This is a genomic window from Bacillus sp. FSL K6-1033, assembly GCF_038630765.1.
Taxonomy (GTDB): domain Bacteria; phylum Bacillota; class Bacilli; order Bacillales; family Bacillaceae; genus Bacillus; species Bacillus altitudinis.
On sequence record NZ_CP152041.1, the window covers coordinates 241,989 to 267,111 of the forward strand.

Here is a 25,123-nt window from a genome sequence, read left to right on the forward strand (position 1 = left end):
GGTATAGTGCATGGTAAGCAAAAATGAAGCGGAGGTTTGTTTGATGAGTGGATTAACAGATACAGTCACATTAGCAAACGGAGTGAAAATGCCGAAGCTTGGCTTTGGTGTATGGCAAGTAAAAGATGGGGATGAGGCTGTAAATGCAGTCAAAGACGCACTAGAAGCGGGCTATCGCAGTATAGATACAGCAGCGGCCTATCAAAATGAAGAAGGTGTTGGCAAAGCCATTCAGCAATCAGGCATCTCTCGCGATGATCTGTTCATTACGACAAAAGTGTGGAATAGTGATCAAGGATATGAGTCAACGCTTGAAGCCTTTGAAACGAGTATGAACAAACTTGGTCTGGATGTATTGGATCTTTATTTAATCCATTGGCCGGTTGAAGGCAAATATAAAGAAACGTGGAAGGCGCTAGAAAAGCTGTATAAGGATGGCCGCGTGAAAGCCATTGGCGTATGTAACTTCCATCAGCACCATTTAGAAGATTTATTAGAAGAGGCAGAAGTGGTACCAATGGTCAATCAAATTGAGCTGCATCCGAAGCTGACGCAGGAGCCTTTACGTGACTACTGCAAGGCAAAAGGCATTCATGTAGAAGCATGGTCGCCATTAGGCAGCGGGAAACTTCTTAACCATCCGGTGCTTCAAGATATTGCGAAAAAACATGAGAAGTCAGTGGCGCAAGTCATTCTTCGATGGGACTTGCAGCATGGCATTATCACCATTCCGAAATCTGTGACGAAGAGCCGAATCATCGAAAACACAAACGTATTTGATTTCGAGTTGTCCGCCCATGAAATGAGTGTCATTGATCAGCTCAATGAAGATGAGCGCACGGGTCCAGACCCAGATAACTTCGATTTTTAATATAAGAAAAGGGTAAGGTAATATGATTCCCTATAGTAGAAAGAGAAGTACACGAAACGCAAACTGCAGCTGCAAGAGCTGATGATACTAACCAGTTCTCACATAAAGCTGGGCTTTATACAGTTTCAATAACCCTCACACTATATGCAAAGAAAGATAAGATGTATGCAAGATGAAATTACAACTAAGCTAAAAACCCGTAAGCTAACTGTTTAGTTGGCTTACGGGTTTTTCTAAACTTATCATTTATTTTTTATTGTTCAATTGTTCTTTTAACAGTTCTATGATGGTGTCGTTTTGTTGCTCCATGTTTTTTATTCTTTTCTCGATCATAGACCCAGAAATACACACCACAATTAAAATGGCCATACCCACAAATAACAATCAAATTCCCTCCTATCACAATATGTTGAATTGTCTTGTGTCTTATTAAACTGAAATCATTCGAATCTTTTCAATACCGTACCATTATTTGAAAATACTTACTATTAATAAAGCGCGTCCATGATTTCAAAAGACATTAAACAACCTAAGCCCATATAAATATATAGGACTTAGGCTGCTAAGGGTCTTTTTAATTCTGTCTAGTTGAAATGGATTACTTCGAGATGCCTGTGCTTTTTATTTGCCGGTATGTTCAGACCGTTTTTTGAGGCTGATAGGTCTCAATGATTTGAATGGCGTCGACAATTTGCTCTTTCGTATAGTCTCCAATCAAACAAAAGGTTTCATCTGTACGTGCAGCATGGTTTGCCACTGTATGTGCTGCTTCCTCTAGCTGAGCTGTGATGCCAAGCTCACGCATCGTTCTAGGTAATCCGAGTCTTTGATAAAGCTCAAGTAATTCTTCTACTTCCGTCATACGGTTTTCTGCGGCAAGCTGAACGAGAATGCCATAGGCCACTTTTTGTCCATGTAACACATGATGTGTTTCATCAATAAATGTTAATCCATTATGAACGGCATGGGCTCCTGCCATTCTGCCATAACGTCCTCCATAGCCGCCGACTGTTCCGGCTAACGTAATGATCGTATCTGTTACATCTGCAAAGGCTTGAGAAAGCTGACCTGTTTTTAAACTGCTAACGGCTTCTTCACTATGAGTCAGAAGAATGTCACGAACGTACACTGCCTGCTTTAATGCAGCATGTACCATGAGCGGCAAGGTGCCTTTTGTGTTACGAATAATGGCTTCCGCTTCATACCATTTTGCCAGCGTATCCCCAATTCCGCTTTGGAGATAGGAAAGAGGAGATGAAAGCAAAAAAGTATGATCAATTAACGTGAGATAGCTGGACCGCTTATGATAGTCGACCCTCATGAAATTTCCCTTGTCATCATAAATGACGCTGAGCGGTGTAGAAGCCGCACATGTCCCAGGAATCGTCGGCACCATGATCACTTCAATTTGGAGAGCGTCGGCAACAGACTTCGCTGTATCTAAAATCGTGCCGCCACCGATCCCGATGATCACGTCTGAACTCTTGAGTTCTTCCGCAATTCGTGTGATCGCATTTGGTGAACTGTAACCTTTATGCTGAACAACAGGCCACTCGGATGGAAGCTTTGTGTACTGTGAAAAGGCTTGATATGAGTCATATCCTGTCACTATAGCTGGTGACTGAAAGGGAGTAACAAGTGTTTCGATTTCATGATAAATCCCCTTTTGAGAAATAAACTGGTTAGGACCGCTTCTGACGATCTCTTCTGGCTGGATCATTGACTTATGCTCCTTTACGAAATCATATAGTTCTTAAATCATCTCATTTTACAGAAAGTTCTGTCAAATAATCGTACAATATGAGACCATAGACCCTTCCGTTTTATGGAATTGAACTGCTGACATTGCCTTAAGGTATGTATTTCCTGTATGATATAAAATGGTATGTTTTGATTAAATTTAAGAGGTGTTTATATATATGGAAAAACAATATCGTGTATTACTTTACTATCAATATGTCCCCATTGAGGATCCAGAAACGTTTACAGCAGAGCATCTAGCATTCTGTAAGGAACTTGGTTTGTTAGGTCGTATTCTTGTTTCATCTGAAGGCATAAACGGAACCGTTTCTGGTACGATTGAGCAGACGGACAAGTACATGCAAGCATTGAAAGAAGATCCACGCTTTGCGTCCATGCCAATTAAAATTGACGAAGCAGATGGTCATGCGTTTAAGAAAATGCACGTCCGTCACCGAAATGAATTGGTGAATTTAAGTCTTGAAGATGATGTGAATCCGCTAGAATTAACGGGGAAACATCTCAGCCCAGTTGAATTTTACGAGCAAATGCAATCACCTGATACGGTCGTGATTGATGCACGTAATGATTATGAGTTTGATGTCGGTCACTTCAGAGGTGCTGTGCGCCCTGACATTGAGACATTCCGTGAATTACCTGAGTGGATTCGTGACAACAAAGAGATTCTTGAAGGGAAAAAAATTCTGACGTATTGCACAGGCGGCGTACGCTGTGAGAAATTCTCAGGATGGTTAAAGCGTGAAGGCTTTGAAGATGTATCCCAGCTTGACGGTGGAATTGTCACGTACGGAAAAGACCCGGAAGTTCAAGGAAAGCTATGGGACGGTCAATGTTATGTGTTTGATAACCGCCTAACGGTTCCAGTCAATCAAACAGAGCACGTCGTGGTAGGAAAAGATTTCTTCACTGGCGAACCTTGCGAGCGTTATGTGAACTGTGCGAACCCTGCATGTAACCGCAAAATGATTGCAACAGAAGAAAGCGAGCATAAATATATGCGCAGCTGCAGCCATGAATGCCGCACAAGCGAACGTAACCTTTATGTGAAACAGCACAATTTATCTGAAGAAGAAGTTCAAGAAAGACTAGCTGTCATTGAAAAAGAACAAGCAATCTCACAAGGATAAGAGGGTTTCCCTTTTATCCTTTTTTCTTTGAATGATACGTGTTCAGAGGGAAGAGGAAGTCATTTCCTCTTTCTTTTTTGTTTTGTTTTTTTCAAAATAAGGGTAAAGGTAGTTAATCAGTCTAATAGATTGAACTGTTGAAAAAGCGCTTTCTTTTGAAATAAGCATGTTCGACTATTTCAGAAAATGGAGAATTGAGAGATAATATAACAGGCAAAAAAATGAACAAAGATAAAAGTTCAGATCAGAAAGTATTTGCCAATGGAATGAATGGTGAGCTGCTATAAAAGGAAGGCGCTTGCTCGACACATGCTCTGTATTTTAATCGAAAGGTGTTATGAACATGAATCATTTGCATCGTAGGATGGGAACTTTCGCTTTAATGATGGTAGGTCTTGGCTCAATCATTGGTTCAGGATGGCTCTTTGGTGCGTGGCGGGCTGCTCAAATCGCCGGCCCTGCTGCTATTTTGTCATGGTTGATCGGGATGGTTGTTATTTTATTTATCGCATTGTCTTATAGTGAACTCGGGTCGATGTTTCCAGAGGCAGGCGGAATGGTCAAATATACGCAATATTCACACGGCTCTTTTATTGGATTTATCGCCGCTTGGGCAAACTGGATCGCCATTGTATCAGTGATTCCTGTTGAGGCAGTGGCCTCCGTTCAATACATGAGCTCATGGCCTTGGGAGTGGGCAAAGTGGACAAGCCATTTGGTCACAAAAGGGGTTTTGACGACTGAGGGGCTCATGGTGGCAAGTGTGCTGCTGGTGATTTATTTTCTGCTCAATTATTGGACAGTTGGGTTGTTTTCAAAGGCGAATACATTCATTACGGTTTTTAAAATCGTCATTCCAGGATTAACAATTGGTGCGCTCTTATTCGTAGGTTTTCATAGTGAGAATTTTACTTCTGGAACAAGTATTGCGCCGAACGGCTGGGCGAGTGTGCTGACAGCTGTCGCAACATCAGGGATTGTGTTTGCTTTTAATGGCTTCCAAAGCCCGATTAATATGGCAGGAGAAGCGAAAAATCCAGGGCGTTCGATTCCAATCGCCATTGTTGGATCGATTTTGATTGCAACGGTCATTTATGTGCTGCTGCAAATCGCTTTTATTGGCGCTGTCGATCCATCAATGATTGTGAATGGCTGGGGGCATTTGAATTTCAACTCGCCATTTGCTGACCTTGCCATTGCGCTAGGGATCAACTGGCTTGTCCTTATTTTATATGCAGATGCGTTCGTTTCTCCTTCTGGAACAGGGATTACGTATACGGCGACGACGTCTCGTATGATTTATGGGATGGAAAAAAACAAGTACATGCCGAGTGTACTTGGTCGTCTGCACCCAATTTATGGTGTGCCTCGTCCAGCGATGTTTTTTAACTTAGGCGTATCGTTTATCTTTCTGTTTTTGTTTAGAGGATGGGGGGTTCTCGCTGAAATTATCTCTGTGGCGACCCTGATTTCCTATTTGACAGGACCTGTGACAGTGATGACGCTGAGAAAGACGGGCACAGATTTATATCGTCCATTGCGAATTAAAGGACTCAGCATCATTGCCCCGCTCGGTTTTGTCTTTGCATCATTGACACTGTACTGGGCGAGATGGCCGCTGACGGGTCAGGTGCTGTTCATTATTCTCATCGGTCTGCCAATCTATTTTTACTATCAAGCAAAAGCGAAGTGGAAGGGCTTTGGTCGTCACTTTAAAGCAGGTGCTTGGATGGTTGTGTATTTGCTTGTGATGATGACGATTTCTTGTCTCGGTAGTGATAAATTTGGCGGGTATAACGTCATTCATTATGGCTGGGATATGGCACTCATTGCAGTTGTGGCGTTGTTATTTTATATGTGGGCACTCAAAAGTGGATTTGAAACAGAGTTTTTAGAAGATGCGAAAAAAATCAATGATGAACTGCGTGCTTCTCAGAAAGAAGCCGCCTCATCTAAGGAATAACGGAAGGGCTGCCTGAATACTGAGGGCAGCCTTTTTATTTGGATAGATGATGCATGACATGCTGCTTTAGCCAAGTGGTAACGCCGTGTAGAACGGTGGCTGTCACAAGACAGATAAGCGCATATCTCCATAGCTGATCTAAGCCTTGTCCACTAAGCCAAAAAACAATACCTAGAATAAAGAGAGTCAGAATGAACATGAATAAAAAAGATGCTGACCAGAAAAAAGCCTTCACCGAAGGTCACCTCCTCGGGGTATTGTATGCAGGCCGAGGGAGGATCAGACCAGCAAGAAAGAAGTGGAAATATCGTGAAATCTATTTCAAAAGTCAGATAAAAACGCCAAGTGATTTGACAGTTGTGTTAAGATGAGAGCATATTTTGAGTGTAGATGGCTGGTTATAGACGGAGGTGTTTGGAGATGCAGATTCAAAAGGTTCTAAACAATAATGTCATTAGTGTGATAGATGAACAAGGAAAAGAAATCGTCGTCATGGGCAGAGGCATCGCTTTTCAAAGACGTCCCGGCGACCCGGTGGACGAGGCGTTAATTGATAAAGTGTTCCGCCTAGAAGATCATTCCGTACATGAGCGGATGAAAATGTTGCTTCAAGAGGTTCCATATGATGTCGTCAAGGTGACCGAGGAAATGATCCAATACGCACATACAAAGCTGAACCGAAGATTAAACGAAAGTCTGCATGTATCGCTGGCAGACCATATTCATTACGCAATCGAACGATTAAAGAAAAACCACTTGATTGAGAATTCGCTGATTTGGGAGATTAAACGTTTATACAAAGATGAGTTTCTCGTGGCGAAGGAATGCCTTGAGATGATTGAAGATCGTCTTCATATTGAACTGCCTGAAGATGAAGCGGGCTTTATTGCCATGCATATCATTAATGCAGAGCTCAATGAAGACATGAATACAACGGTCAATATCACAAAAGAAGTGAATGCCATACTGACCATTGTGAAATATCACTTGAACATGGAATTTGATGAAGACTCGCTCAACTTTTATCGTTTTCTCACACATTTACGCTTTTTCGTACAGCGTCTCATCAACGAAACGTTACTCGTCAGTGAAGATCAAGATTTATATCAGCTGATTAAAGTGAAATATCCGAAGGCGTACGAATGCGCAAAGAAAATCGCGGAATATGTGTATCAAACATATCATCGCGATCTAACATCAGAGGAGATGCTCTATCTATCGATTCATTTGAATCGACTCATCAAACGAGAAAAATAAAGATAGAATTTTAAAAGAAAGCGTTGACATCATAAAAAGTTTAGTGGTACTATTTGCTCATAAACATAAAAGAATACGGTTTCACAATGATCGTCTTAGAGGATTGTGACTGTTCGGCAGGCAAAACCTAAACGTTCACTGAAAAAGCGCAATAGCAAGTTGCGACTATTTTTGGTGCCCGTTTAGGTTTTTATTTTGCCTAAAAACGTATTTTTTTGAAAAAAAGGGGGTTTTTGTATGAGTCATCGTCAATTAGCAGAAGACATTATCAAACATATCGGGACAGAGAAAAATGTTCATTCATTGGTTCACTGTGCCACAAGACTTCGCTTCACATTAAATGACAGATCAAAAGCAGATAAAGCGGCCATTGAAAAATTAAATGGTGTGGTGACTGTCATGGAAAGCGGCGGCCAGTTTCAGGTGGTCATTGGCAACACCGTACCAGAGGTATATCGAGAGATTGGGGAGTTTACGAATCTATTAGAGGATTCCACTTCTTCATCTGCAAGATCAAGTGAAGAAAGTACAAGTCTTTTCGGAAAATTCGTCGACATTGTTTCTGGAATTTTCACACCGCTTCTAGGTGTCATGGCGGGTGCCGGTATTTTAAAAGGACTTCTAGGCATCTGTATCAATGCAAAATGGTTATCACCTGAAGATACGTCGTATCAAATTTTATTTGCCGCATCAGACAGCTTGTTCTACTTCCTGCCGCTGCTGCTCGCATTCACTTCTGCTAGGAAGTTTAAAGCGAATCCATTTGTCGCTGTGACGATTGCAGGTGCACTGATCTACCCGACTATTCAAGAGCTCACAAAAGGCGGCGGAGATGTGTCGTTCTTCGGCATTCCGGTTGTCTTAATGTCTTATACATCAACGGTTATCCCAATTATTTTGGCAGTGTTTGTGATGGGATATATCGAACGTTTCTTTAACAAAGTCATTCATGAAAGTGTGAAAAACTTTATTACACCACTGATTTTACTGGTCACGGTCGTTCCACTGACACTGATCGTATTTGGACCATTTGGTGTGTATGCAGGGAATGGAATTGCAGCCGTCCTGCTGAAAGTATTCTCCTTTAGCCCTACACTTGCTGGTGCTTTAATTGCGATGGCATGGCAGGTTCTTGTCATCTTCGGTATCCATTGGGGGCTTGTGCCAGTCATTTTAAATAATATTGCGGTTCATGGAAAAGATCATATTAAGCCGGCCACTGCGCCAGCTGTATTTTCACAAGCCGGTGCTTCCATCGGTGTTATGCTGAAAACAAAGAACAAAAAGCTGAAATCATTAGCTGGATCGACAGCGGTTTCTGCTGTATTTGGAATTACAGAACCTGCTGTATATGGCGTCACACTTCGTTTGAAAAAACCATTTATTGCAGCGGTTATCTCTGCCGGTGTCGGTGGTGCCATTATCGGTTATTCACAAAGTATTGCGATCGCGTCAGGTCTTCCGAGTTTACTGACACTTCCGATCTTCTATGGTCAAGGATTTACAGGATTCTTAATCGGAATTTCCGTTTCATTTGTCCTTTCAATCGTCTTAACCTATTTGATTGGATTCAAAGACCCTGTGGATGAAGAAGATGCTCCTGCAGCTAGTTCTGCACCAGCATCTGAAAATGAACATGGTGTCAAAGCAGCTCATGTGAAAAGTCCTTTATCTGGCGAAGTCATCAAGCTAGAAGAGGTGCAGGATAAAGCCTTCTCATCTGGCGCATTAGGTAAGGGTGCAGCCATTATTCCATCAGAAGGCAAGCTGTTTGCACCAGTAACTGGAGTCGTGACAACGGTATTCCCAACAGGACATGCATACGGTCTCACCTCTGAAAGCGGAGCAGAAGTACTCATTCATATTGGACTGGATACTGTACAACTTGGGGGCCGTCATTTTACGCCGAAGGTTGAGCAGGGCCAAACCATTACAGAAGGTGAACTGCTTGCGGAGTTTGATATTGAGGCCATTCAAGCAGCAGGTCTTTCTGTCACAACACCTGTGATTATTACCAATTCCGGTGAATTTAGCGATATCATTGAGACAGAAGAAAAACAAGTGACACCAGGACAATCATTTTTACACTTAGTTTAAGAAAGGGAGGACATAATCATGAGATATTCAACACTAGCACCATTTCCAAAAGACTTTTTCTGGGGCGGATCGACTTCCGCCTATCAAGTAGAAGGTGCATGGAACGAGGATGGCAAGGGACCTTCAGTCATTGATATGAGAGAAAGCTATCCTGAAGGAACAACTGATTTTAAGGTAGCCAGCGATCACTATCATCGATATAAAGAGGACGTGAAGATGTTTGCAGAAATGGGCTTGAAGGCTTATCGTTTCTCCATTGCATGGACACGTATCATTCCAGATGGAGATGGGGAGATCAATCAAAAGGGAATTGACTTCTACCATTCTCTCATTGATGAATTGCGCCGCTATGACATTGAACCAATTGTGACGATGTATCACTTTGATTTACCTCATGCGCTTCAAGTGAAAGGCGGCTGGTCAAATCGTTCGACAGTCGATGCGTTTGAACGTTATGCGGAGGTTTTGTTCCAGGAGTATGGCGAGAAGGTAAAATATTGGCTGACCATTAATGAACAAAACATGATGATCTTACATGGATCAGCTTTAGGTACACTGGATCCAAACTTAGAAAATCCGAAAAAAGAACTATATCAGCAGAACCACCATATGCTTGTGGCACAGGCGAAAGCCATGACGCTTTGTCATCGTTTGCTGCCTGAGGCAAAAATCGGACCAGCGCCAAACATCGCCCTTATTTACCCGGCATCTCCAAAACCTGAGGATGTCATTGCTGCGGCTAATTACAATGCGATCCGCAACTGGCTATATCTTGATATGGCGGTATTCGGTCGTTATAACAACCTTGCATGGGCATACATGAAGGAAAAAGACATTCTTCCTGTGATTGAAGAGGGAGATATGGATATTTTGAAAAGTGCAAAACCAGACTTCATTGCCTTTAACTACTACACATCTCAAACGGTTGAAGCGAGTAAAGGAGATGGCAATGATGAATTTGCCCGTGGCGGAGATCAGCATTTAAAATCCGGTGAAGATGGCGTCTACAAAGGCGGCAACAACCCGTTCTTAAGTAAAAATGCATTTGGCTGGGAGATTGACCCTACCGGTTTCCGATCAACGATGCGTGAGATTTACGACCGCTATCAGCTGCCTCTTATTATTACGGAAAACGGGCTAGGCGCTTTTGACAAGTTAGAAGCGGATGGATCGATTCAGGATGATTATCGAATTGATTATTTAGAAAAACATATTGAACAAATCAAATGGGCGATCACTGACGGTGTTGAGGTATTCGGGTACTGCCCGTGGTCAGCCATCGATTTAATCAGTACACACCAAGGCTGCTCAAAACGTTACGGTTTTATCTACGTCAACCGTGATGAATTTGACCTAAAAGACCTGAAGAGAATTCGGAAAAAGAGCTCTTATTGGTATGAAACATTGATCGAGCAAAATGGAGAGAACATCGGGAAGTAACAATATCACACTAAAAAACCCCTAATTTTTAGGGGTTTTTTTCTCTTCATGACTTGTAACTATATCAACTGGATGTATCAAGTTTTCATCATCATTATCCTCATCAGTGTAAGGCATAATAAGTGAATCCAACTCTTCTTTATCATTGACTAAAGCAACGTAAGTTGTATAATCCTCTAAATCTGATGGAAACAATTCAGCTTGACCAACATTACTTTTCAATGCTTGGTCAATAGCACTCTTTAATTCAATTAAACCCTCACGATTACCAATAATATAAGAATCCATATGCCAACTTTTTTGAGCATATATATGACAATTCTTATCTCTATCTTTCATTCTCTCATTACATCCTTCCTGAAGAATTTAATTGATTATGTGCCAACACGCCAACCACATAAAACGTCAAACGTCTCTTTGGCTTTTATGGCGTCTAACAGCTTTTTATCTCTTTCAAGAAGACTGCTTTGTATGTATTCTTGCTGTTATTTTAACTTACTGGAGTTTATAAATCACATCGTACTCTCTACTATCATTATACCCCGAATTTAATCTCATTTATAGACTGTTTTCCGCCCGCATCAGCCCGTATACTGTTATACGCAAGTCAAAAACGATAAGGGATGTGGCTGTATGAATGACAAGAAAGATGTTTTAGATCCTGGGCCGTTTTTTCATGGGACGAAAGCGGAATTGAAGATTGGGGACCTGCTTGAACCGTTGCATTTATCCAACTATCAGGATAAACAATCGAACCACATCTATTTTACTGGAACATTAAACGCAGCCAAATGGGGAGCTGAATTAGCCCGGTCTGATGCAAAAGAGAGAATTTATGTTGTAGAACCGACAGGCGAGTTTGAAGACGATCCGAATTTGACTGACAAAAAATTTCCCGGTAACCCGACCCGTTCCTATCGATCGAAATCCCCTTTGAAAATTGTCGCAGAATTAGGTGCTTGGGAAAGACATTCCGATGAAGAAATCAACCATATGCTGACGTCGTTGAAAAAGTTAAGGGAAGAAGGAAAAAATGTCATATACGATTGATTCGTATGTGAGGAATAGATGAATAAAAGGCCGCCCGATTTCACTTGGGCGGCCTTTTGTGCTATTGAAACAGGACATGCATTAGCTCATCAAATGTCCTTGCATGTGTCAAGGAGTGAAGGCGGTCAGGACTGTCTAATAAATCGACAGCTTGTTCAAAAAATTGATTCATGCAGGCAGCGTCATCTTTCTGAATGGCTAACAAGAAAATCAGAGATACTTGATCGCCCTGCCAATCAATTGGCTGTTTCAATCGTGCAATTGCCACGCAGGAGGTGCCTTCATTTGTGATGAGCGGGTGAGGCATTGCAATCCCCTTGCCAAGATAGGTCGATGACATTTGCTCCCGCTCCAGCACGGAGGAACGAAAAGAAGATGAAACAAGCTGATGCGCCTCCAGCCGGCTGCAAAGCGTATCTAATACCTCTTCTTTGCTTGAAAGGTTCACATCCAACAAGGTCAATCGTTCTTGGAAAAAAGCCATCAGCTCCTGCGAAGGGGAACCATGTCCGTTTAACAAGTGAATGACCTCACTTACACGCTGGACATCATGATGTTCAAAAAAAGCATTCACTTGAATGATTGGTTTCCCCTTTGGTGCGAGAGGTACGGTTGTAATAATCACATCACATGGCAAAGTCGTGCTAAAAGCGTAATCCTGATAAGAATAAAGCTCAACAATCTCAAGCTCATGTTGAAAGGCCGCCTTCAATTTAATTTCAAGTAGCCGTGCCGTTCCTAGTCCAGATCCGCATACAATAATGGCCCTCTTTTTCTGCGAGGTGTCATGATGACTTCTTTCAAATGAAGCAGCAATATGTAAGGCAACATATGCCGCTTCATCTTCATTTGGCGTCCGCACCAGCTGTAAGGCATTGAGCCCGCTGACGGCCAAATCAAACGGATAAGGGTAAGATGTTTTGATCTCATGCAAAAGCGGATTTTGTAAAGACACGCCGTATTGAATTCGATTTAATAATGGCTTCATATGCAGCATCAAATCTTGACGCAGGATATCGTCATCTACAAAACGATGACCGCTTGTTTTTTCAATGTGCTGGAGAAATCGTGTCACCGCCTGACGTACTTCTTCTGTCGTTTGGTGCTCATCAATTTCTTTCCACGTTTGATTCGCTAAGAGATGCATCACCAAGTAATCTGTTTCATCCTCTGATAAGGTGACATGAAACGTGTCGCTTATTTGATGAGTGATCTTTTGAGCGATTCTTGTTAACACTGGCGGTCTTTGTGTGTGAGTGGTACTGGCGGGTATCCGCTGTTTTTTTTGCGTTTGTTGAATGGCAATCGCTAAGTGAATCACTAAATTCTTTAGGGCAATATCTTTAATGAGCAGTGATTCTTGATATAGATTTGTCAGCACAATGGATCGAATGGTTTCAAGTGAAATGTCAGGGAAATGAAGCTGTTCCCGCTCAGTTATATGAGATAGGGCGGGTTCTTCTTCAAGCAGTAAGTCTGCGTAGCACGTCCTTTTTTGCAATTCGTCTCCGTCTACTTTTAAGCCAAATCCAGGCTTTGAGACAAGGGTCATACCGTAACGGGCTAACAGCTCCCGTCCTTTTTTTAAATCACTGCTGACCGTCATACGGCTGATGAACAATTCTTCTGCTAATTGATCAATTTTTAAGTAGTCTGATTGAAGCAATAGTTTTCTCATCATAAATCGTATGCGCTCTTCTGGCATGACGGGAACGAGAGAGCGAGCAGGAAGCTTTTGCTGATGGAGCCAAAGCAGGAAAGCGTCTTGGTCACTTGTTAAGAGCGTATACCCTTTCCCGCGGATGGTCTTGATCATGGCTCCAGCTTGCGTTAACAGCTCATTTGCTTCTTTGATTAAATTGCGGATGGAGCGGTCAGATAAGCGAAAAGAGGCAGTGAGCTCCTCCAGCTTCACGAACCCTTTCGTTTCAAATAGCCGCTGAATGAGCTGGTAGGTTCGAGTATCTGCCGTCATCATCATTGCGCCGCTCCTTGTTCCTTTAAGGCATCAGCTCCAAGGGCGATGGCTCCCATTAAACCAGATAATCCGTCAAAGGAAGGCTTTGTGACGATTTCATTTAATGGCTTTGGTAATTGTAAGTAACCATGAAGGCGCTTGTCTGTTTCTTCAAGGATGAGCGGCAGCAAGGCCGGCTGTTTCATGACACCTCCACCAAAAATAATGCGTTCTGGTGACAGGGTGAGTAATAAATTTGCGGTCATTTGCCCGAGATAATAAGCTTGAAGTGACCAGGCAGGGTGTTCCTCTGGCAGCATTTGTGCCAATGTATGATAACGGCCTTCTATGGCAGGTCCAGATGCCAATCCCTCTAAACAATCATGATGGATCGGGCAGCAGCCCCCATAGGTGTCATGAGGGTGGCGCTGAACGGTGATATGTCCCATTTCTGGATGAAGCAGTCCGTGAATGAGGCGGTTTTCAATATAGGCACCGCCACCGATTCCCGTCCCAACCGTGATATAGATCAAGGAATTTGGTCTGTCTGTTTCCATTGAAAAACGAGCTTCACCGAGCGCCGCACAGTTCACATCCGTATCAAGCTTCATAGGGAGACCGAGTGCTTGTTTTAAGGTTGAGAGTAATGGAAATTGGCGCCAAGCTGTTTTGGGTGTTTCGAGAATCGTTCCATAGCTGGGGCTGTGTTCTTTTACATCGACAGGTCCGAATGCGCCTATGCCAATCGCATCAACTGGATGCTCTGTAAAGTATTCGATCACATGCCGGCATGTTTCTTCTGGGTTCCCTGTTGCAAAGGAAGTCATATGTTCAATCGTTCCGTCTGTTGTTCCGTAGCCGCAGACAAATTTTGTACCGCCTGCTTCGATGCCTCCAATTCGCATGATCAATGCCCTCCATTAAAGAGAGGCGGAATCCAAATGGATCCCGCCCCTACATGTTCATTTTTTCTTTACAATGTAGGTTTGTACCTGACAAGGTGTGAGCGGTTCAATGTGTAATGATCCATGTTGTGCTTTCAGTATATGTCCTTCAGGTGTTTCGCCTAAATTCGCTGTTTCTCCATGTTGTAGAGATGAACTATTGATTGAAGCGGCTGTTTGACGTGTTAAATATGGATTGAAGAGACGAATGACAATGCCTGTCCCATGCTCTTCTTTTTTCAAAGCGCTTAGAACGGCCCCGTCTGTCTCAATGTCAAGCAGGCTATAAGTAGATTGTAAGTCTTCTTTTTCATCTCGGAAAGAGAAAATTAAACGACCGTTTAAAAAGTCTGCCCGCTCGTAGCACTGAACCGGGGTGGTGTAACGTTTAGCAAGCTGAGCCAAGTGTCCTTCACTCACCGCTTCTTGGCTATAGTGCATGCCAAAGGAGAATGATAGCGATCCTTGAAGCTGGGCATCAGGTGTTTCCACGATTTTTTCTCCAGAAGCCCGGCCGGGACGGTAAAGAAGGTTTTCTTTCCCCATTTTTCCGAAACAGCGGAAGAGTGTATACGCGATCGTTGTGTAGTCTTCTCCTGTGATCTGGTATTCTCTCACGCAGTCCGTCAACAGCGCGACACCGTATGCTTCATCACGAAGTGCAGTAAAGGATTGCATCGGTTCAATGGTGATCGGTTTTTCTTCCCAATGTTCATTGCTCCACCATTCAAGCTCTTGCGTGAGCTCAGTTGGGCGTTCGATGGTTCCAAACTGCTGATCGCTCAATGATACTTTTGATGCGATACCTGTATCAAAGAGGACACGCAGACGATGATCTAACGCATGATTGTCGACATCGACATGAAAACGGATGACAGGCTCATCTTTGTTTAATGCCACCTTCGCTGTAATCGGGAGAGAAGTCGTGACTGCTTGCTGAGAGCGCTCTTCTAAGTCATATGGAACCGTGAGAGTAAGCTGGATGGTGAGCTCTTCTTGCAAGCCGCTTTTAGACACTGTGATGTCTGTCGAAGAAAGATCCTTGGATGACACATACAGATCCTCGCGCGGCGGGGAATAGTTGTAGGAATCCCCATCATCTCCGTTGTCTTCAAAGATCATTTGCTCAGAGAACGTTCGTCCAGTCTGTTTATCCGTAATTTCTAATGACCCATTGTCATTTGCTGTAATGTGGTAAAACGTATTTTCAATGACACGGCCTTCTGTTTTTTCCAAAATGGATTCACTAGATTCATCGAAAACCATGCTGACTTGTGTATAACCAACGGATGGCAAGTCGACTGCTTCAATGAGTAAAACAGCTTTCCATACTTGCTTTGGCATGTACACTTCTTTGCTTGGGTTAAGTGAAATCTGCTGTGCTAAGACATAATCTGTCACATCGGTTTTGCTTTTGACTGTGTAGTGAAGAGTTCGTCCATCAGCGTCTTTTAGTGTAAATGGACGTTCTGTGATAAAGGTTTCGACTTCAATGACTTCAGAGCGCTTTGAAGGCAGTGTGTTAAATAAAGTGAACGTGATTTCTTGCTCAGTTTGAAGCCGGATGGCGATGAGACGCATGTGTAAGTCCACAAGATTCTCGGCGATTTCCTTTGCCTGTTTATAGCGGAAGAAGACATCTTGATTCGTCGTATCACTGTTACAGCCACCAATGCTGTCATGCGCTGCATTTTCAAACATGAGGTACCAAATATCACGTACCGTGTCATGCGGATAGTCATGTCCGAGTGAATAGCTGATTGTAAGGATCGGCTCCATCACATTGACAAGATAGTTTTCAATTTGGTTGTTTAAGATTTTCAAATCTGCTCTTGTTGAAAAAATGGACTTATGAATTCGCATATGCTTGGCATGAATGAGTTCTCCTTCTAATGTCTCAAAAGAAGTCCGCTCTTTTTTCACTGCTGCAATGTAGTCTTCTAAACTGCTGATTTGATAGTTATGCTCGTCTATTTCATTGGCTTTTTCTAATAAGTCAGGCAGGTTTTTACGAATAGGCGCTTGGTCAAAGCCATTTGGGAAATAGACATTCTTTGTCGTGGCTTTTGCTTGCAGCGCCCCGATTTTTTCAGAAAGAAAGGCTTGCAGGTCTTCATCTTTTTCAGGAATATTTCCTCCGTAGTAGTAGCCGAATGGCAGATTCACTGCAAACACTTCACTGCCATCCGCCCCGCGCCAATTAAATTCTGTGTGATTCGTCATATGATCAGAAACGCCGCGCCAAAAGGCTGTATCGACAATTCCAAAGCCTTGATAAATTTGAGGCATTTGTGCAGATTGACCGAAGGAATCAGGGACATAACCGACCTTCATGACATGTCCAAACTGCTGACAGCGCTCAATCCCATATTGCAGATTCCGTACAATCGATTCCCCAGAAATAACGAGCTGATCCGTTTGTGTATACCACGGACCGATGATGAGGCGTTTTGCTGTGACGAGCTGTTTGATTCGATTTTCATCCTCTGGGCGCCATTTCAAGTAATCATCTAGCAAGGATGCTTGTGCATCGAGCATGAAGTAATGGAACCGTTCATCTGTTTCGAGGGTGTCCAATATGTCCATTACGCTTTTCATTAAGTAGATACGGGAGCGGGAGGTGGTAAAATACCATTCCCGGTCCCAGTGAGTATGTGGAATCACATGTACATTGACAGTCATTGTGTAACGACACCTTTCTTTGTTCAAATTATCCTTCTAGCACAAGGTCAAAATCATCTTCTTCTTTCTGCTTCTGATCATGTTCTGGCTTTTGGGGTTCTTTTTTCTCAGAGAAGTTCACAAGTAGGTTGGCGCCAATTCCAATAACAAGTGCGCCAGTTAGTGCGCCGATTAAATACGCCCACCAGTTTCCTACTGAGAAGAATCCGTATAGTCCACCAATTGGCGGCATGATGTCATGGACACCTAATAAGGCAGCAACCCCGCTTCCTGCAGCACAAGCGACGACATTCAGCGGAATCAATTTCAAAGGATTGACGAGTGTAAAGGGAATGGCTCCTTCTGTAATCCCGATAATCCCCATCACAAGGCCGCCTCGTCCGGCTTCTCTGAAGGTAGGAGAGAAGTTGCGTTTTCGAATCAATGTCGCAAGCCCGTATCCTAGCGGCGGAATGACAATCGCGATATTGACGAGAATGGCAGGAAGATAGACACCTGATAGGAAGAGCGCGTTACCAGCCATCCAAGCTGATTTATTCACTGGTCCGCCAAGATCAAAGCCAATCATTGCACCTAGAATGAGAGCAAGTGCGAGTGTGCTCGTTCCATCTGCGACCATGCCTTTGATCCATTCAATTAATGCGGTGTTCAAAGCTCCTAATGGACCGCCTAGCAGAACGGACATGAGAAGTCCGGTTAAGCCAACAGTAATGAGCGGTAAGATGAGCAGAGGGACGAGTCCAGCTGCGGAGCCTTGAATTTGAATTTTTCTTTTCACAAAGAGAGCGACATATCCGGCAAAGAAACCTGCAATGACGGCCCCGATAAAACCAGCATTTGTTGAGCTGGCAAGAGCTCCGCCGATAAAGCCGGCCGCAAGACCAGATTTATCCGCAATCGAATAGGCAATAAAGCCAGCGAGCAGTACGTTCATTAAGCCAATGCCTGTCCAGCCAACCTGTTCCATCAAATAGGCACCATGTAAAATGCCGCCTGCATCTTTATAGGCGTTTAAATCTGACACACCAAAACCTAACCCGACTAGTTTGGCTAAACCAACGATAAGTGAAGCTCCGATGATCACCGGAAGAATATAAGAAATACCGGTCATGAGGTGGCCTTCAATGACTTTTAATTTTGCTTTCATTCTGCTTTGCTCCTTTCTATATGGCATTGCTCTTTTTTATTGGGATTCAGATTTTTTCTTTTCAACCAGCGCAACGGCTTTTGTGATGATTTGCTCGGCATTTTTTAGGGCGCGTCCGATTTCGACACGAACAGTAGGAATACCTGAGAAGCGTTCAGCGTCGTTAATGTGCTGATTGGAGGCAATGATGCAAAGGTCTGCCTGCTTGGCTTCCTCTGCTGTAATGCCATTCACCTGTCCCATAATTCCTTGTTGTTCGATTTTAATCTCGTGTCCAAGCTGTTTACCTGCATTCTCTAATGCTTTTGCTGCCATTGGTGTATGAGCTAACCCTGCTGGGCATGAAGTGACACCGACAATTTTCATTGTGTAATCCCCTCTTTCAATTGTTGTTCAATGACTTCGTAATAATAGTCTGCTGTTTGACCGGGTTGAATCTTTTCGATGAAAGCAGGCTCCATTAAACTTGTGGCAATGCCAGACAGTAATTTGAGGTGTGTGACATTGGCCTCTTCAAGTGGAACGAGCAGTGTAAATAAATAACTTGTTGGCAAATCGTCGAAGCTTCCCCATTCAATGGGTTGTTCAAGTTCTAAAAAGAGAAGTGAAGCCGTTTGAACAGCAGAGCTTTTTGTATGAGGAATCGCAAAACCTTGCTGAAGTCCTGTTGAGACTTCGTCTTCGCGTTTCAACAAATCTGTTAATAACCCTGACTGATCGTTTGTAATGTGAAGGTCTTCAGCTTTCTCGGAAATGTATTGTAAAATCTCATTCTTTGATCGACCGTTTACTTGTGTAAAAACATGATCTTTTTGGAACAAGCTGATCCCTTCTCTCTTGTTTGTTAAGCGCTTACAATTTGATTGTAATGTACTTTTCGATATGGTTAAATAGCATCATTTTCCGTTTGAAATGGCAAAAAGTTTATGAAGCGAACAGACTAGTCATCTGAATATCTCAAATCCTAGCTTAAAACGAGTTTAATTATGTCAAAAATAGATTCTACTAAAAAGGATTCTGTGATATTCTTCCAAGGTATTGTAAAAGATAAGGGGGTCTTTTCATGTTTAAAAAGCAGGTCAAATCCTGTGTGGTTGTACTCATGGCCATCATTCTATGTATGGCTGCATTACCTGGGTACGAGGCATCAGCAGTTAGTAAAGGCACAAGCGTCAATGAAGCCATTGGGTTAAAAAATGGTGAAGTCATTTCAGGTACATTACAGAATGAAAAAGAAGAGTCATGGTACCAAATTACGCCATCTGCAGATGATGTGGCAAAACATACACATATGCAAATTTCTGTCAAAAGCAAACAAGTGTTATCTGTATCGGTCTACCCAAGTAAGGATAGAGCGATAAAGGATGACACTTATTCGAGATATCGTGTGGACACAGCAAGTGGAGAGACAGAAATCAACTTCCCGCATGCATGGTCAGGTCCTTACTATGTCAAAGTGCTATATTTAGGTTCAGAGGAAGACAGCCGTGATGAGGAAGAGGATGCAGCATATACAATCGGGTATAAAGGTGCGAATCTTCCGCCATCTGAACCGATTTTCCCTGAAGAAGAAGAGCCAACGATCATCATTATTGAGAAAAAGCATGGACGTGAAATTCTTCAATCCATTCGTACGATCGAAGACAAACGATTCAATGAAACAGCCGATGGTCAGAAGCTTACACGTCTGCTACAAAAAACAAAGCCGTTTCTCAAATCTAAACTCATCAACAATCAAAAAAAGCAGCAAACGGTGTACAATCATTTGCTGACATTAAAATCATTGCTGAATGACGTAGAGAAAAATGGTGCATTCAGCGGTCATATCGTCACAGAGAAAGAGCAACAGGCGATCCGTACCCTTTTTGATATGCTCAAAGAGGCAAGTCCAGCCTATTTAAAAAAGGAATTAGAAGCAGTGGGGCAAAAAGTAGGAATCGATCAGCTTGAAGGAAAATCGATCGGTTATGTATTAGAGAAACAAAAGCTTGTTCCAGAAGAAAAGGTCAACACAAACAAAATCATCTTTAAATTAAAGGATGGACAAACGCTTCAATCCGCAAAAAAGAAAATGAAAAGCTACGGAATTCAAGAAAACCGTGTGACATCTCAGTCAGTAAATCCTTTATTTAAAGGAATGTATGTTTATGATGTACCGGCAGGGAAAGAATCAGCTGGCAAAACGCTTAAAGCAGGCAAAGCTGTGATCAAAAGCACGGCGAGAAAGCTTTCTAGTATGCCGAATGTTGAATTTGCAGAGCCTGTACAAACGTATCGTGCGCTCAGCAATGACGCGCAGTATGGTTACCAGTGGCCGCTGAAAAACAGTGCCCAAAACAGTGGGAAAAAAGGCGCTGATGTGAAGTTTGAACAAATGAATACATTGATTGGTACAAGCAAAATGAAGCAAACGTTAATCGCTGTTGTGGATACAGGTGTCGACAGCCGTTTGTCCGATTTAAGCGGAACGGTTCGTACAGACTTAGGTGCCAATCTGATCGGCCGAAATAAAGATGCAATTGATGACAATGGCCACGGTACCCATGTGGCAGGTATCATTGCAGCAAAAGCCGATAATCATTACTCCATGGCAGGGCTGAATCAACATACAGGAATCATCCCAGTCAAAGTGCTGGATGCGTATGGATATGGAGATACAGAGCATATTGCTCTTGGCATTAAACATGCAGTGGACAAAGGTGCAAAGGTCATTAACATGAGCCTTGGCGGCTACTACAGCAAGGTCATTGAATATGCGATGAACTATGCTGCACAAAAAAACGTATTAGTGGTAGTGGCGAGCGGAAACGATGGCATTCCAGAAATGGGTTATCCTGCGACTTCCAAGTACGCCATGGCAGTTGGTGCAAGCAATCGCATGGATATTGCCGCTGAATTCTCAAGCTATGGGAAAGGATTAAGCATGTCTGCACCAGGGTCTGATATCCCAAGCTTAATGCCCGATGGGAATGTTTCATACCTGAGCGGGACATCAATGGCTACACCGTATGTTGCAGCAGCAGCAGGATTACTGCTTTCTAAAAATCCAACCCTGAAACCAAATCAAGTGAGAAATATTTTACAAAATACAGCGGATGATATTTCATTTAAAGCTGTTGATGGAACAGATGACATTTTCTATGATGAATATGACGAGCCTGTTGTTGATCCGAAAATTCCGGGTATCGACTGGATGACAGGACATGGCAGACTCAATGCTTTTGCCGCGTTAAGTGCTGTTGAATTAAACGCATCAGTTAACAAAGTAGAAGATCAGCATCAAAAGGTGACAGGAAAGGCGAAAGCCGGCGCTGCCATTTCTGTGTATAGAGGCAAAACCCTGCTTGGAAAAGGCACGGCAAGCAAAAAAGGAACCTTTAGTGTGAAGATCAAGCATCAAAACAAAAATAAAGTGCTTCACATCAAGGTGTCAAAAGGAAAGGCTGCGACTTCCCTCAAAACGGTCGTGAAAAAGGGCAAAGCGCCAGCTAAGCCAAAGGTGAATCGAGTAACAGTGAAAAGTAAAACGGTCAAAGGAACTGCGGGTGCAGGCTTGACAATCAAGGTGAAGAACAAATCAAAGAAAGTCATTCAAACGGTCAAAACCAATAGCAAAGGCGCGTTTACGGCTAAAATCAAGCCGCAAAAAGCCAAAACCGTCTTGTATGTGACGGCTTCAGATGTGAGAAAAAGAGAAAGTAAAGCAGTGAAAGTTGTTGTGAAAAAATAGTCTTGTAGCTTCCCTTTTGAATAAAAAGGGAAGTTTTTTGTTTTTTGCTGGAAAAATGACAATAACTGTCGATAGTAATATAGTAGGAAAAAAAAGGAGGATTTATCGATGAAAAAAATCATGTTTGCTTGCTTTCTATCATTGCTTCTCGTTTTCCCAAGCTTTGCACATGCAGAGGAAACAGGAGCAGTACCAGCATCCGTACAAGTAACAGGCGTCACAGCAGCAGACGGTGGTATGGTCAATTACGGTTCTGGCAGTAAATATCGTGTAGGTTCATATTATCCAGCTACTTTTAAAGGAACATTAAAGGACACAAGTGGTCAACTCATGGCGAATCAGCCAATTCAGCTTTATTTTGAAGCAGCAATCAAATCATATGCTCAAACAGCGACAGGTACAACAGACGAGAATGGACAATTTTCACTAACGATTCAAGTGCCTGCAGGTGCAGGCTACCGTACATACAATAATGCAGGCTGGTCTACACATTACTACGATATCGTTCCAGTGACTTTCACTTCAAACGACATCACGCTATCTTCAAATGTGACAAGTGTGTACCATTTGGCATATACATCACGTTACTAATCTGCTAGAAGATGCGACTTGGCGCAAGCCCTGTCGTTTTCATAGAAAAAAAGGATGTCAGCTAGTGACATCCTTTTCTTTTTGTTAGCAAACCTGCTGGGCGGCAACCGAAAGAGTCGATAAACAAACACTCATGAGCCGTTTCTCCCAGATTCGATCGAGCATTGAGCTTTACATCTTGAGCTTTGATGGATAAGAACTTTGAATACTTGAGCTTTCAGCTTTGAACGTTCAGCTTTGAGCTTTTATCATGGATCATCCTAAGATGATCATCAGATGAGGAGGGAATGACCTTTCCCTCGGAGGTGTTTAGTCCTATCGATTTTCGGCTCACTAACAAAATCGACTAGTCGATCTGTATTTTTGTCAAGGTATTGCTTTCTGATAAGGAGAAATCCACTTCCATTTGGAAATCTTCAATCTCTTTCGAAAGCTGTTCAATCTTCACTCGAAGACGAAGAGGGTCAATGATCGCCGCCTCATTTTCAGCTAGGAATGACTTGACGATCTCTTGGTTGGCAGCGGCTTGTGTTTTTCCGTCTTTCCCAAATAGTGTTTCTAAATGTTGATCCAGTCTCTTTTTCACATCTTCATTGATTTGTTCTGACCGGTCAACCAGCTCTGTGTAGACCTTTTTTAATTTTCGTAAATAACGAATATCGTAATCTATGGATGTCTTGCGTTCAATGGCTTCTGCTACGGTCATGCTAACACCCGCCACCTCAATCGTTGTCGTAGCATTCGACACAACGATGGCTGATTTAATGGCATTTCGGCGTTTGATTAATGCTTGAATCGATTGGTCATCTGCTTTTGCCTTTTTTTCTACTTCTTCTTGATTTTGAAATCCGTTCTGTATATGTTTCCCGATGACCAAGCCACCGAGTACAGCTTCATCAATCGTTCGGTTGATTCTTTTATCTAACATTTTCAGTTCACTTAATGCTCTTGTAATGGTCATTTCCATATTAACGACAGCTCCCTTGATTCATCCTGAAAATCATAGATTCCTATCATATACCAAAATGTCTTTGTTTTGCTAGTGATATCCTTTTTTGGAACAAACAAAAAACCTGGTGCTATACACCAGGTTTTTCTCGTTTTTTCTGAATCCATGTTGTCATGTAATAGGCAGCATAGCAGAGTGCGATAAAAGGGATACCGCATATAAGAGCAATACGCTGATTTGGATCAAAAGCAATGCCGATCACAGATGCAAGGCATAGGAGGAAGGCAGCAATCGGAACCACCGGATAGAGCGGGGTTCGGAAAGATAAATCATGAAGCTGCCCGCCATCCTGTAAGAATTTTTTGCGAAACATGAACTGTGAAGCTGCAATTCCCATCCATACAACAACAACGGCAAGTCCAGAGATTGAAACAAGAACCAGATACACCGTTTCAGGTGCGATGACACTCGATAGCAAAGAGAGAATGCCCCCAATCATACTCAAAATGAGTGCATTCAAAGGAATTCCCTTTGACGTCAATTTTGCCAGCTTTTTAGGTAATGTTCGTTCTTCAGAAAGGGACCATAGCATGCGAGATGAGGCGTATAGCCCTGAGTTTGCAGCAGATAAAATCGCTGTCAGAATGACAAAATTCATGAAATCTGCCGCATAAGGAATACCGATGCGGTCAAAGACCACAACGAAAGGACTTTTGATCACCCCGGCTTCTTCTACTGGAATTAAGCCGGCTAAGACCACGATCGTTCCGACGAAAAACAGGACAAGACGTAGCACAGTCGTGCGAATCGCCCGGGGAATGGTCTCATCTGGATTGACACTTTCGCCCGCAGCAATCCCAATTAGCTCAGTACCCGAAAAAGCAAAATTAACAGCCAGCATGGTCATTAAAATCGGTAAAAAGCCGTTTGGGAAGAGACCCCCATCTCCAGTGAAGTTAGAGAAGAACGGAGCGGCCTCACCGCCTTTTAGTGGAATCAATCCAAACATTGCCGCTCCGCCAAGAATAATAAAGAGAATAATAGCCATGACTTTAATGCTAGAAAACCAAAATTCCGATTCTGCAAAAAACTTAACTGTAAAAGCATTGAGTAAAAAGATGAGAAGCGCAAAAACACCGCTCCACATCCAAACCGATGTGTCCGGGAACCAGCGCTGCATTAAAAGACCTGCCGCTGTAAATTCTGAACCAAGTGCCACGGTCCATGTCAGCCAATAAAGCCAAGCCACTGTATAGCCAGTGCCGGGCCCAATGTATTTTGTTGCATATGTGTGAAAAGCGCCTGTAACCGGCATTGCGACAGACAGTTCACCTAAACAGAGCATCACGAGGTACACAATTAATGCCCCAACCAGATAAGCCAAAATCGTTCCCGCAGGTCCGGCCTGATTGATCGTATATCCTGAGCTTAAAAAGAGTCCTGTGCCAATCACGCCGCCTAAAGAAAGCATGAACAGGTGACGGCTTGTCATTTTTCGTTGATATTGTTGTGACTGATCTTTTTCTTGTTCCATGTCTTCCCGCCCTTTTGCTTAAA

21 protein-coding genes are annotated in these 25,123 nt (G+C 42.8%); 9 read left to right on the top strand and 12 right to left on the bottom strand.

The genetic code is table 11. From position 1 onward, the window contains the following. Positions 1-43: 43 nt before the first annotated feature. Complete coding sequence (locus tag MHH31_RS01360) at positions 44-871, top strand: aldo/keto reductase (RefSeq protein ID WP_008343867.1); 828 nt, start codon at positions 44-46, stop codon at positions 869-871. A gap of 246 nt (positions 872-1,117) precedes the next feature. Here MHH31_RS01360 and MHH31_RS01365 read toward each other — a convergent pair whose 3' ends face one another. Both MHH31_RS01365 and MHH31_RS01370 read right to left on the bottom strand, forming a co-directional pair. Continuing rightward, positions 1,118-1,255, bottom strand: coding sequence for a hypothetical protein (locus MHH31_RS01365; protein ID WP_156409652.1), 138 nt, complete (start codon positions 1,253-1,255; stop codon positions 1,118-1,120). A gap of 253 nt (positions 1,256-1,508) precedes the next feature. Further along, positions 1,509-2,591: an iron-containing alcohol dehydrogenase family protein gene (locus MHH31_RS01370; RefSeq protein WP_342495170.1), complete on the bottom strand. Its 1,083-nt coding sequence runs from the start codon at positions 2,589-2,591 to the stop codon at positions 1,509-1,511. A 199-nt stretch (positions 2,592-2,790) separates the two neighbouring features. Here MHH31_RS01370 and MHH31_RS01375 point away from each other — a divergent pair, with 199 nt between their 5' ends. Then, complete coding sequence (locus MHH31_RS01375; protein WP_007498459.1) at positions 2,791-3,759, top strand: rhodanese-related sulfurtransferase; 969 nt, start codon at positions 2,791-2,793, stop codon at positions 3,757-3,759. Positions 3,760-4,102: 343 nt separating this feature from the next. After that, positions 4,103-5,722, top strand: a complete 1,620-nt coding sequence (locus tag MHH31_RS01380; RefSeq protein ID WP_024719047.1) for an APC family permease — start codon at positions 4,103-4,105, stop codon at positions 5,720-5,722. 34 nt (positions 5,723-5,756) lie between these two features. On the opposite strand, the gene MHH31_RS01385 is transcribed toward MHH31_RS01380, so the two are convergent. Continuing rightward, positions 5,757-5,957 (bottom strand): hypothetical protein, encoded by a 201-nt coding sequence (locus tag MHH31_RS01385; RefSeq protein ID WP_035390601.1) that lies wholly within the window; start codon positions 5,955-5,957, stop codon positions 5,757-5,759. Between the two features lie 185 nt (positions 5,958-6,142). On the opposite strand from MHH31_RS01385, the gene MHH31_RS01390 reads away from it, so the two are divergent. The 3 genes from MHH31_RS01390 to MHH31_RS01400 all read left to right on the top strand — a co-directional run bounded on the left by MHH31_RS01390 (position 6,143) and on the right by MHH31_RS01400 (position 10,516). Further along, positions 6,143-6,979: a PRD domain-containing protein gene (locus MHH31_RS01390; RefSeq protein ID WP_008343858.1), complete on the top strand. Its 837-nt coding sequence runs from the start codon at positions 6,143-6,145 to the stop codon at positions 6,977-6,979. Positions 6,980-7,216: 237 nt separating this feature from the next. Next, on the top strand, positions 7,217-9,076 hold the full coding sequence (locus MHH31_RS01395; protein ID WP_008343857.1) for a beta-glucoside-specific PTS transporter subunit IIABC: 1,860 nt from the start codon (positions 7,217-7,219) through the stop codon (positions 9,074-9,076). 18 nt (positions 9,077-9,094) lie between these two features. After that, positions 9,095-10,516, top strand: coding sequence for a glycoside hydrolase family 1 protein (locus MHH31_RS01400; protein WP_008343856.1), 1,422 nt, complete (start codon positions 9,095-9,097; stop codon positions 10,514-10,516). Between the two features lie 21 nt (positions 10,517-10,537). On the opposite strand, the gene MHH31_RS01405 is transcribed toward MHH31_RS01400, so the two are convergent. Then, entirely contained in the window at positions 10,538-10,855 is a 318-nt protein-coding gene (locus MHH31_RS01405) for a hypothetical protein (protein WP_342495171.1), read from the bottom strand. A 294-nt stretch (positions 10,856-11,149) separates the two neighbouring features. Here MHH31_RS01405 and arr point away from each other — a divergent pair, with 294 nt between their 5' ends. Continuing rightward, positions 11,150-11,566 carry an NAD(+)--rifampin ADP-ribosyltransferase gene (arr, locus tag MHH31_RS01410; protein ID WP_041508172.1) on the top strand — a complete coding sequence of 139 codons (417 nt, stop codon included), beginning with the start codon at positions 11,150-11,152 and terminating at the stop codon, positions 11,564-11,566. Positions 11,567-11,627: 61 nt separating this feature from the next. Here the strand turns inward: arr and MHH31_RS01415 are convergent, their stop codons facing one another. The 6 genes from MHH31_RS01415 to MHH31_RS01440 are packed head-to-tail and all read right to left on the bottom strand — an operon-like array spanning position 11,628 to position 19,117. After that, positions 11,628-13,547 carry a BglG family transcription antiterminator gene (locus MHH31_RS01415; protein WP_342495172.1) on the bottom strand — a complete coding sequence of 640 codons (1,920 nt, stop codon included), beginning with the start codon at positions 13,545-13,547 and terminating at the stop codon, positions 11,628-11,630. Continuing rightward, positions 13,544-14,428: an ROK family protein gene (locus MHH31_RS01420; protein ID WP_284724758.1), complete on the bottom strand. Its 885-nt coding sequence runs from the start codon at positions 14,426-14,428 to the stop codon at positions 13,544-13,546. Before MHH31_RS01420 ends, MHH31_RS01415 begins: the two co-directional genes overlap by 4 nt. A 57-nt stretch (positions 14,429-14,485) precedes the next feature. Further along, a complete protein-coding gene (gene mngB / locus MHH31_RS01425; protein ID WP_342495173.1) occupies positions 14,486-17,149 on the bottom strand; it encodes a mannosylglycerate hydrolase in 2,664 nt (887 codons plus the stop codon). Between the two features lie 28 nt (positions 17,150-17,177). Continuing rightward, the gene (locus tag MHH31_RS01430; protein ID WP_017358746.1) at positions 17,178-18,296 is read right to left on the bottom strand and encodes a PTS fructose transporter subunit IIC; all 1,119 of its coding nucleotides are present in this window, start codon (positions 18,294-18,296) and stop codon (positions 17,178-17,180) included. 36 nt (positions 18,297-18,332) lie between these two features. Next, the gene (locus tag MHH31_RS01435) at positions 18,333-18,662 is read right to left on the bottom strand and encodes a fructose PTS transporter subunit IIB (protein ID WP_007498438.1); all 330 of its coding nucleotides are present in this window, start codon (positions 18,660-18,662) and stop codon (positions 18,333-18,335) included. Continuing rightward, positions 18,659-19,117, bottom strand: coding sequence for a PTS sugar transporter subunit IIA (locus MHH31_RS01440; protein WP_024719036.1), 459 nt, complete (start codon positions 19,115-19,117; stop codon positions 18,659-18,661). The genes MHH31_RS01435 and MHH31_RS01440 overlap by 4 nt, the downstream gene beginning before the upstream one ends. Before the next feature lie 242 nt (positions 19,118-19,359). On the opposite strand from MHH31_RS01440, the gene MHH31_RS01445 reads away from it, so the two are divergent. Continuing rightward, positions 19,360-22,026 (top strand): S8 family serine peptidase, encoded by a 2,667-nt coding sequence (locus MHH31_RS01445; RefSeq protein ID WP_342495174.1) that lies wholly within the window; start codon positions 19,360-19,362, stop codon positions 22,024-22,026. A gap of 108 nt (positions 22,027-22,134) precedes the next feature. Beyond that, entirely contained in the window at positions 22,135-22,617 is a 483-nt protein-coding gene (locus MHH31_RS01450) for a hypothetical protein (protein ID WP_342495175.1), read from the top strand. Between the two features lie 346 nt (positions 22,618-22,963). Here the strand turns inward: MHH31_RS01450 and MHH31_RS01455 are convergent, their stop codons facing one another. Continuing rightward, a complete protein-coding gene (locus MHH31_RS01455) occupies positions 22,964-23,584 on the bottom strand; it encodes a hypothetical protein (RefSeq protein WP_017360397.1) in 621 nt (206 codons plus the stop codon). 112 nt (positions 23,585-23,696) lie between these two features. Continuing rightward, positions 23,697-25,100 carry an S-methylmethionine permease gene (gene mmuP / locus MHH31_RS01460; RefSeq protein WP_138278049.1) on the bottom strand — a complete coding sequence of 468 codons (1,404 nt, stop codon included), beginning with the start codon at positions 25,098-25,100 and terminating at the stop codon, positions 23,697-23,699. Between the last annotated feature and the right edge of the window lie 23 nt (positions 25,101-25,123).

Coding starts and splice junctions, on each gene's coding strand:
- MHH31_RS01360 (WP_008343867.1), top strand. CDS start 44: ATGAGTGGATTAACAGATACAGTCACATTAGCAAACGGAGTGAAAATG.
- MHH31_RS01370 (WP_342495170.1), bottom strand. CDS start 2,591: ATGATCCAGCCAGAAGAGATCGTCAGAAGCGGTCCTAACCAGTTTATT.
- MHH31_RS01375 (WP_007498459.1), top strand. CDS start 2,791: ATGGAAAAACAATATCGTGTATTACTTTACTATCAATATGTCCCCATT.
- MHH31_RS01380 (WP_024719047.1), top strand. CDS start 4,103: ATGAATCATTTGCATCGTAGGATGGGAACTTTCGCTTTAATGATGGTA.
- MHH31_RS01390 (WP_008343858.1), top strand. CDS start 6,143: ATGCAGATTCAAAAGGTTCTAAACAATAATGTCATTAGTGTGATAGAT.
- MHH31_RS01395 (WP_008343857.1), top strand. CDS start 7,217: ATGAGTCATCGTCAATTAGCAGAAGACATTATCAAACATATCGGGACA.
- MHH31_RS01400 (WP_008343856.1), top strand. CDS start 9,095: ATGAGATATTCAACACTAGCACCATTTCCAAAAGACTTTTTCTGGGGC.
- MHH31_RS01405 (WP_342495171.1), bottom strand. CDS start 10,855: ATGAAAGATAGAGATAAGAATTGTCATATATATGCTCAAAAAAGTTGG.
- arr (WP_041508172.1), top strand. CDS start 11,150: ATGAATGACAAGAAAGATGTTTTAGATCCTGGGCCGTTTTTTCATGGG.
- MHH31_RS01415 (WP_342495172.1), bottom strand. CDS start 13,547: ATGATGATGACGGCAGATACTCGAACCTACCAGCTCATTCAGCGGCTA.
- MHH31_RS01420 (WP_284724758.1), bottom strand. CDS start 14,428: ATGCGAATTGGAGGCATCGAAGCAGGCGGTACAAAATTTGTCTGCGGC.
- mngB (WP_342495173.1), bottom strand. CDS start 17,149: ATGACTGTCAATGTACATGTGATTCCACATACTCACTGGGACCGGGAA.
- MHH31_RS01430 (WP_017358746.1), bottom strand. CDS start 18,296: ATGAAAGCAAAATTAAAAGTCATTGAAGGCCACCTCATGACCGGTATT.
- MHH31_RS01435 (WP_007498438.1), bottom strand. CDS start 18,662: ATGAAAATTGTCGGTGTCACTTCATGCCCAGCAGGGTTAGCTCATACA.
- MHH31_RS01445 (WP_342495174.1), top strand. CDS start 19,360: ATGTTTAAAAAGCAGGTCAAATCCTGTGTGGTTGTACTCATGGCCATC.
- MHH31_RS01450 (WP_342495175.1), top strand. CDS start 22,135: ATGAAAAAAATCATGTTTGCTTGCTTTCTATCATTGCTTCTCGTTTTC.
- MHH31_RS01455 (WP_017360397.1), bottom strand. CDS start 23,584: ATGGAAATGACCATTACAAGAGCATTAAGTGAACTGAAAATGTTAGAT.
- mmuP (WP_138278049.1), bottom strand. CDS start 25,100: ATGGAACAAGAAAAAGATCAGTCACAACAATATCAACGAAAAATGACA.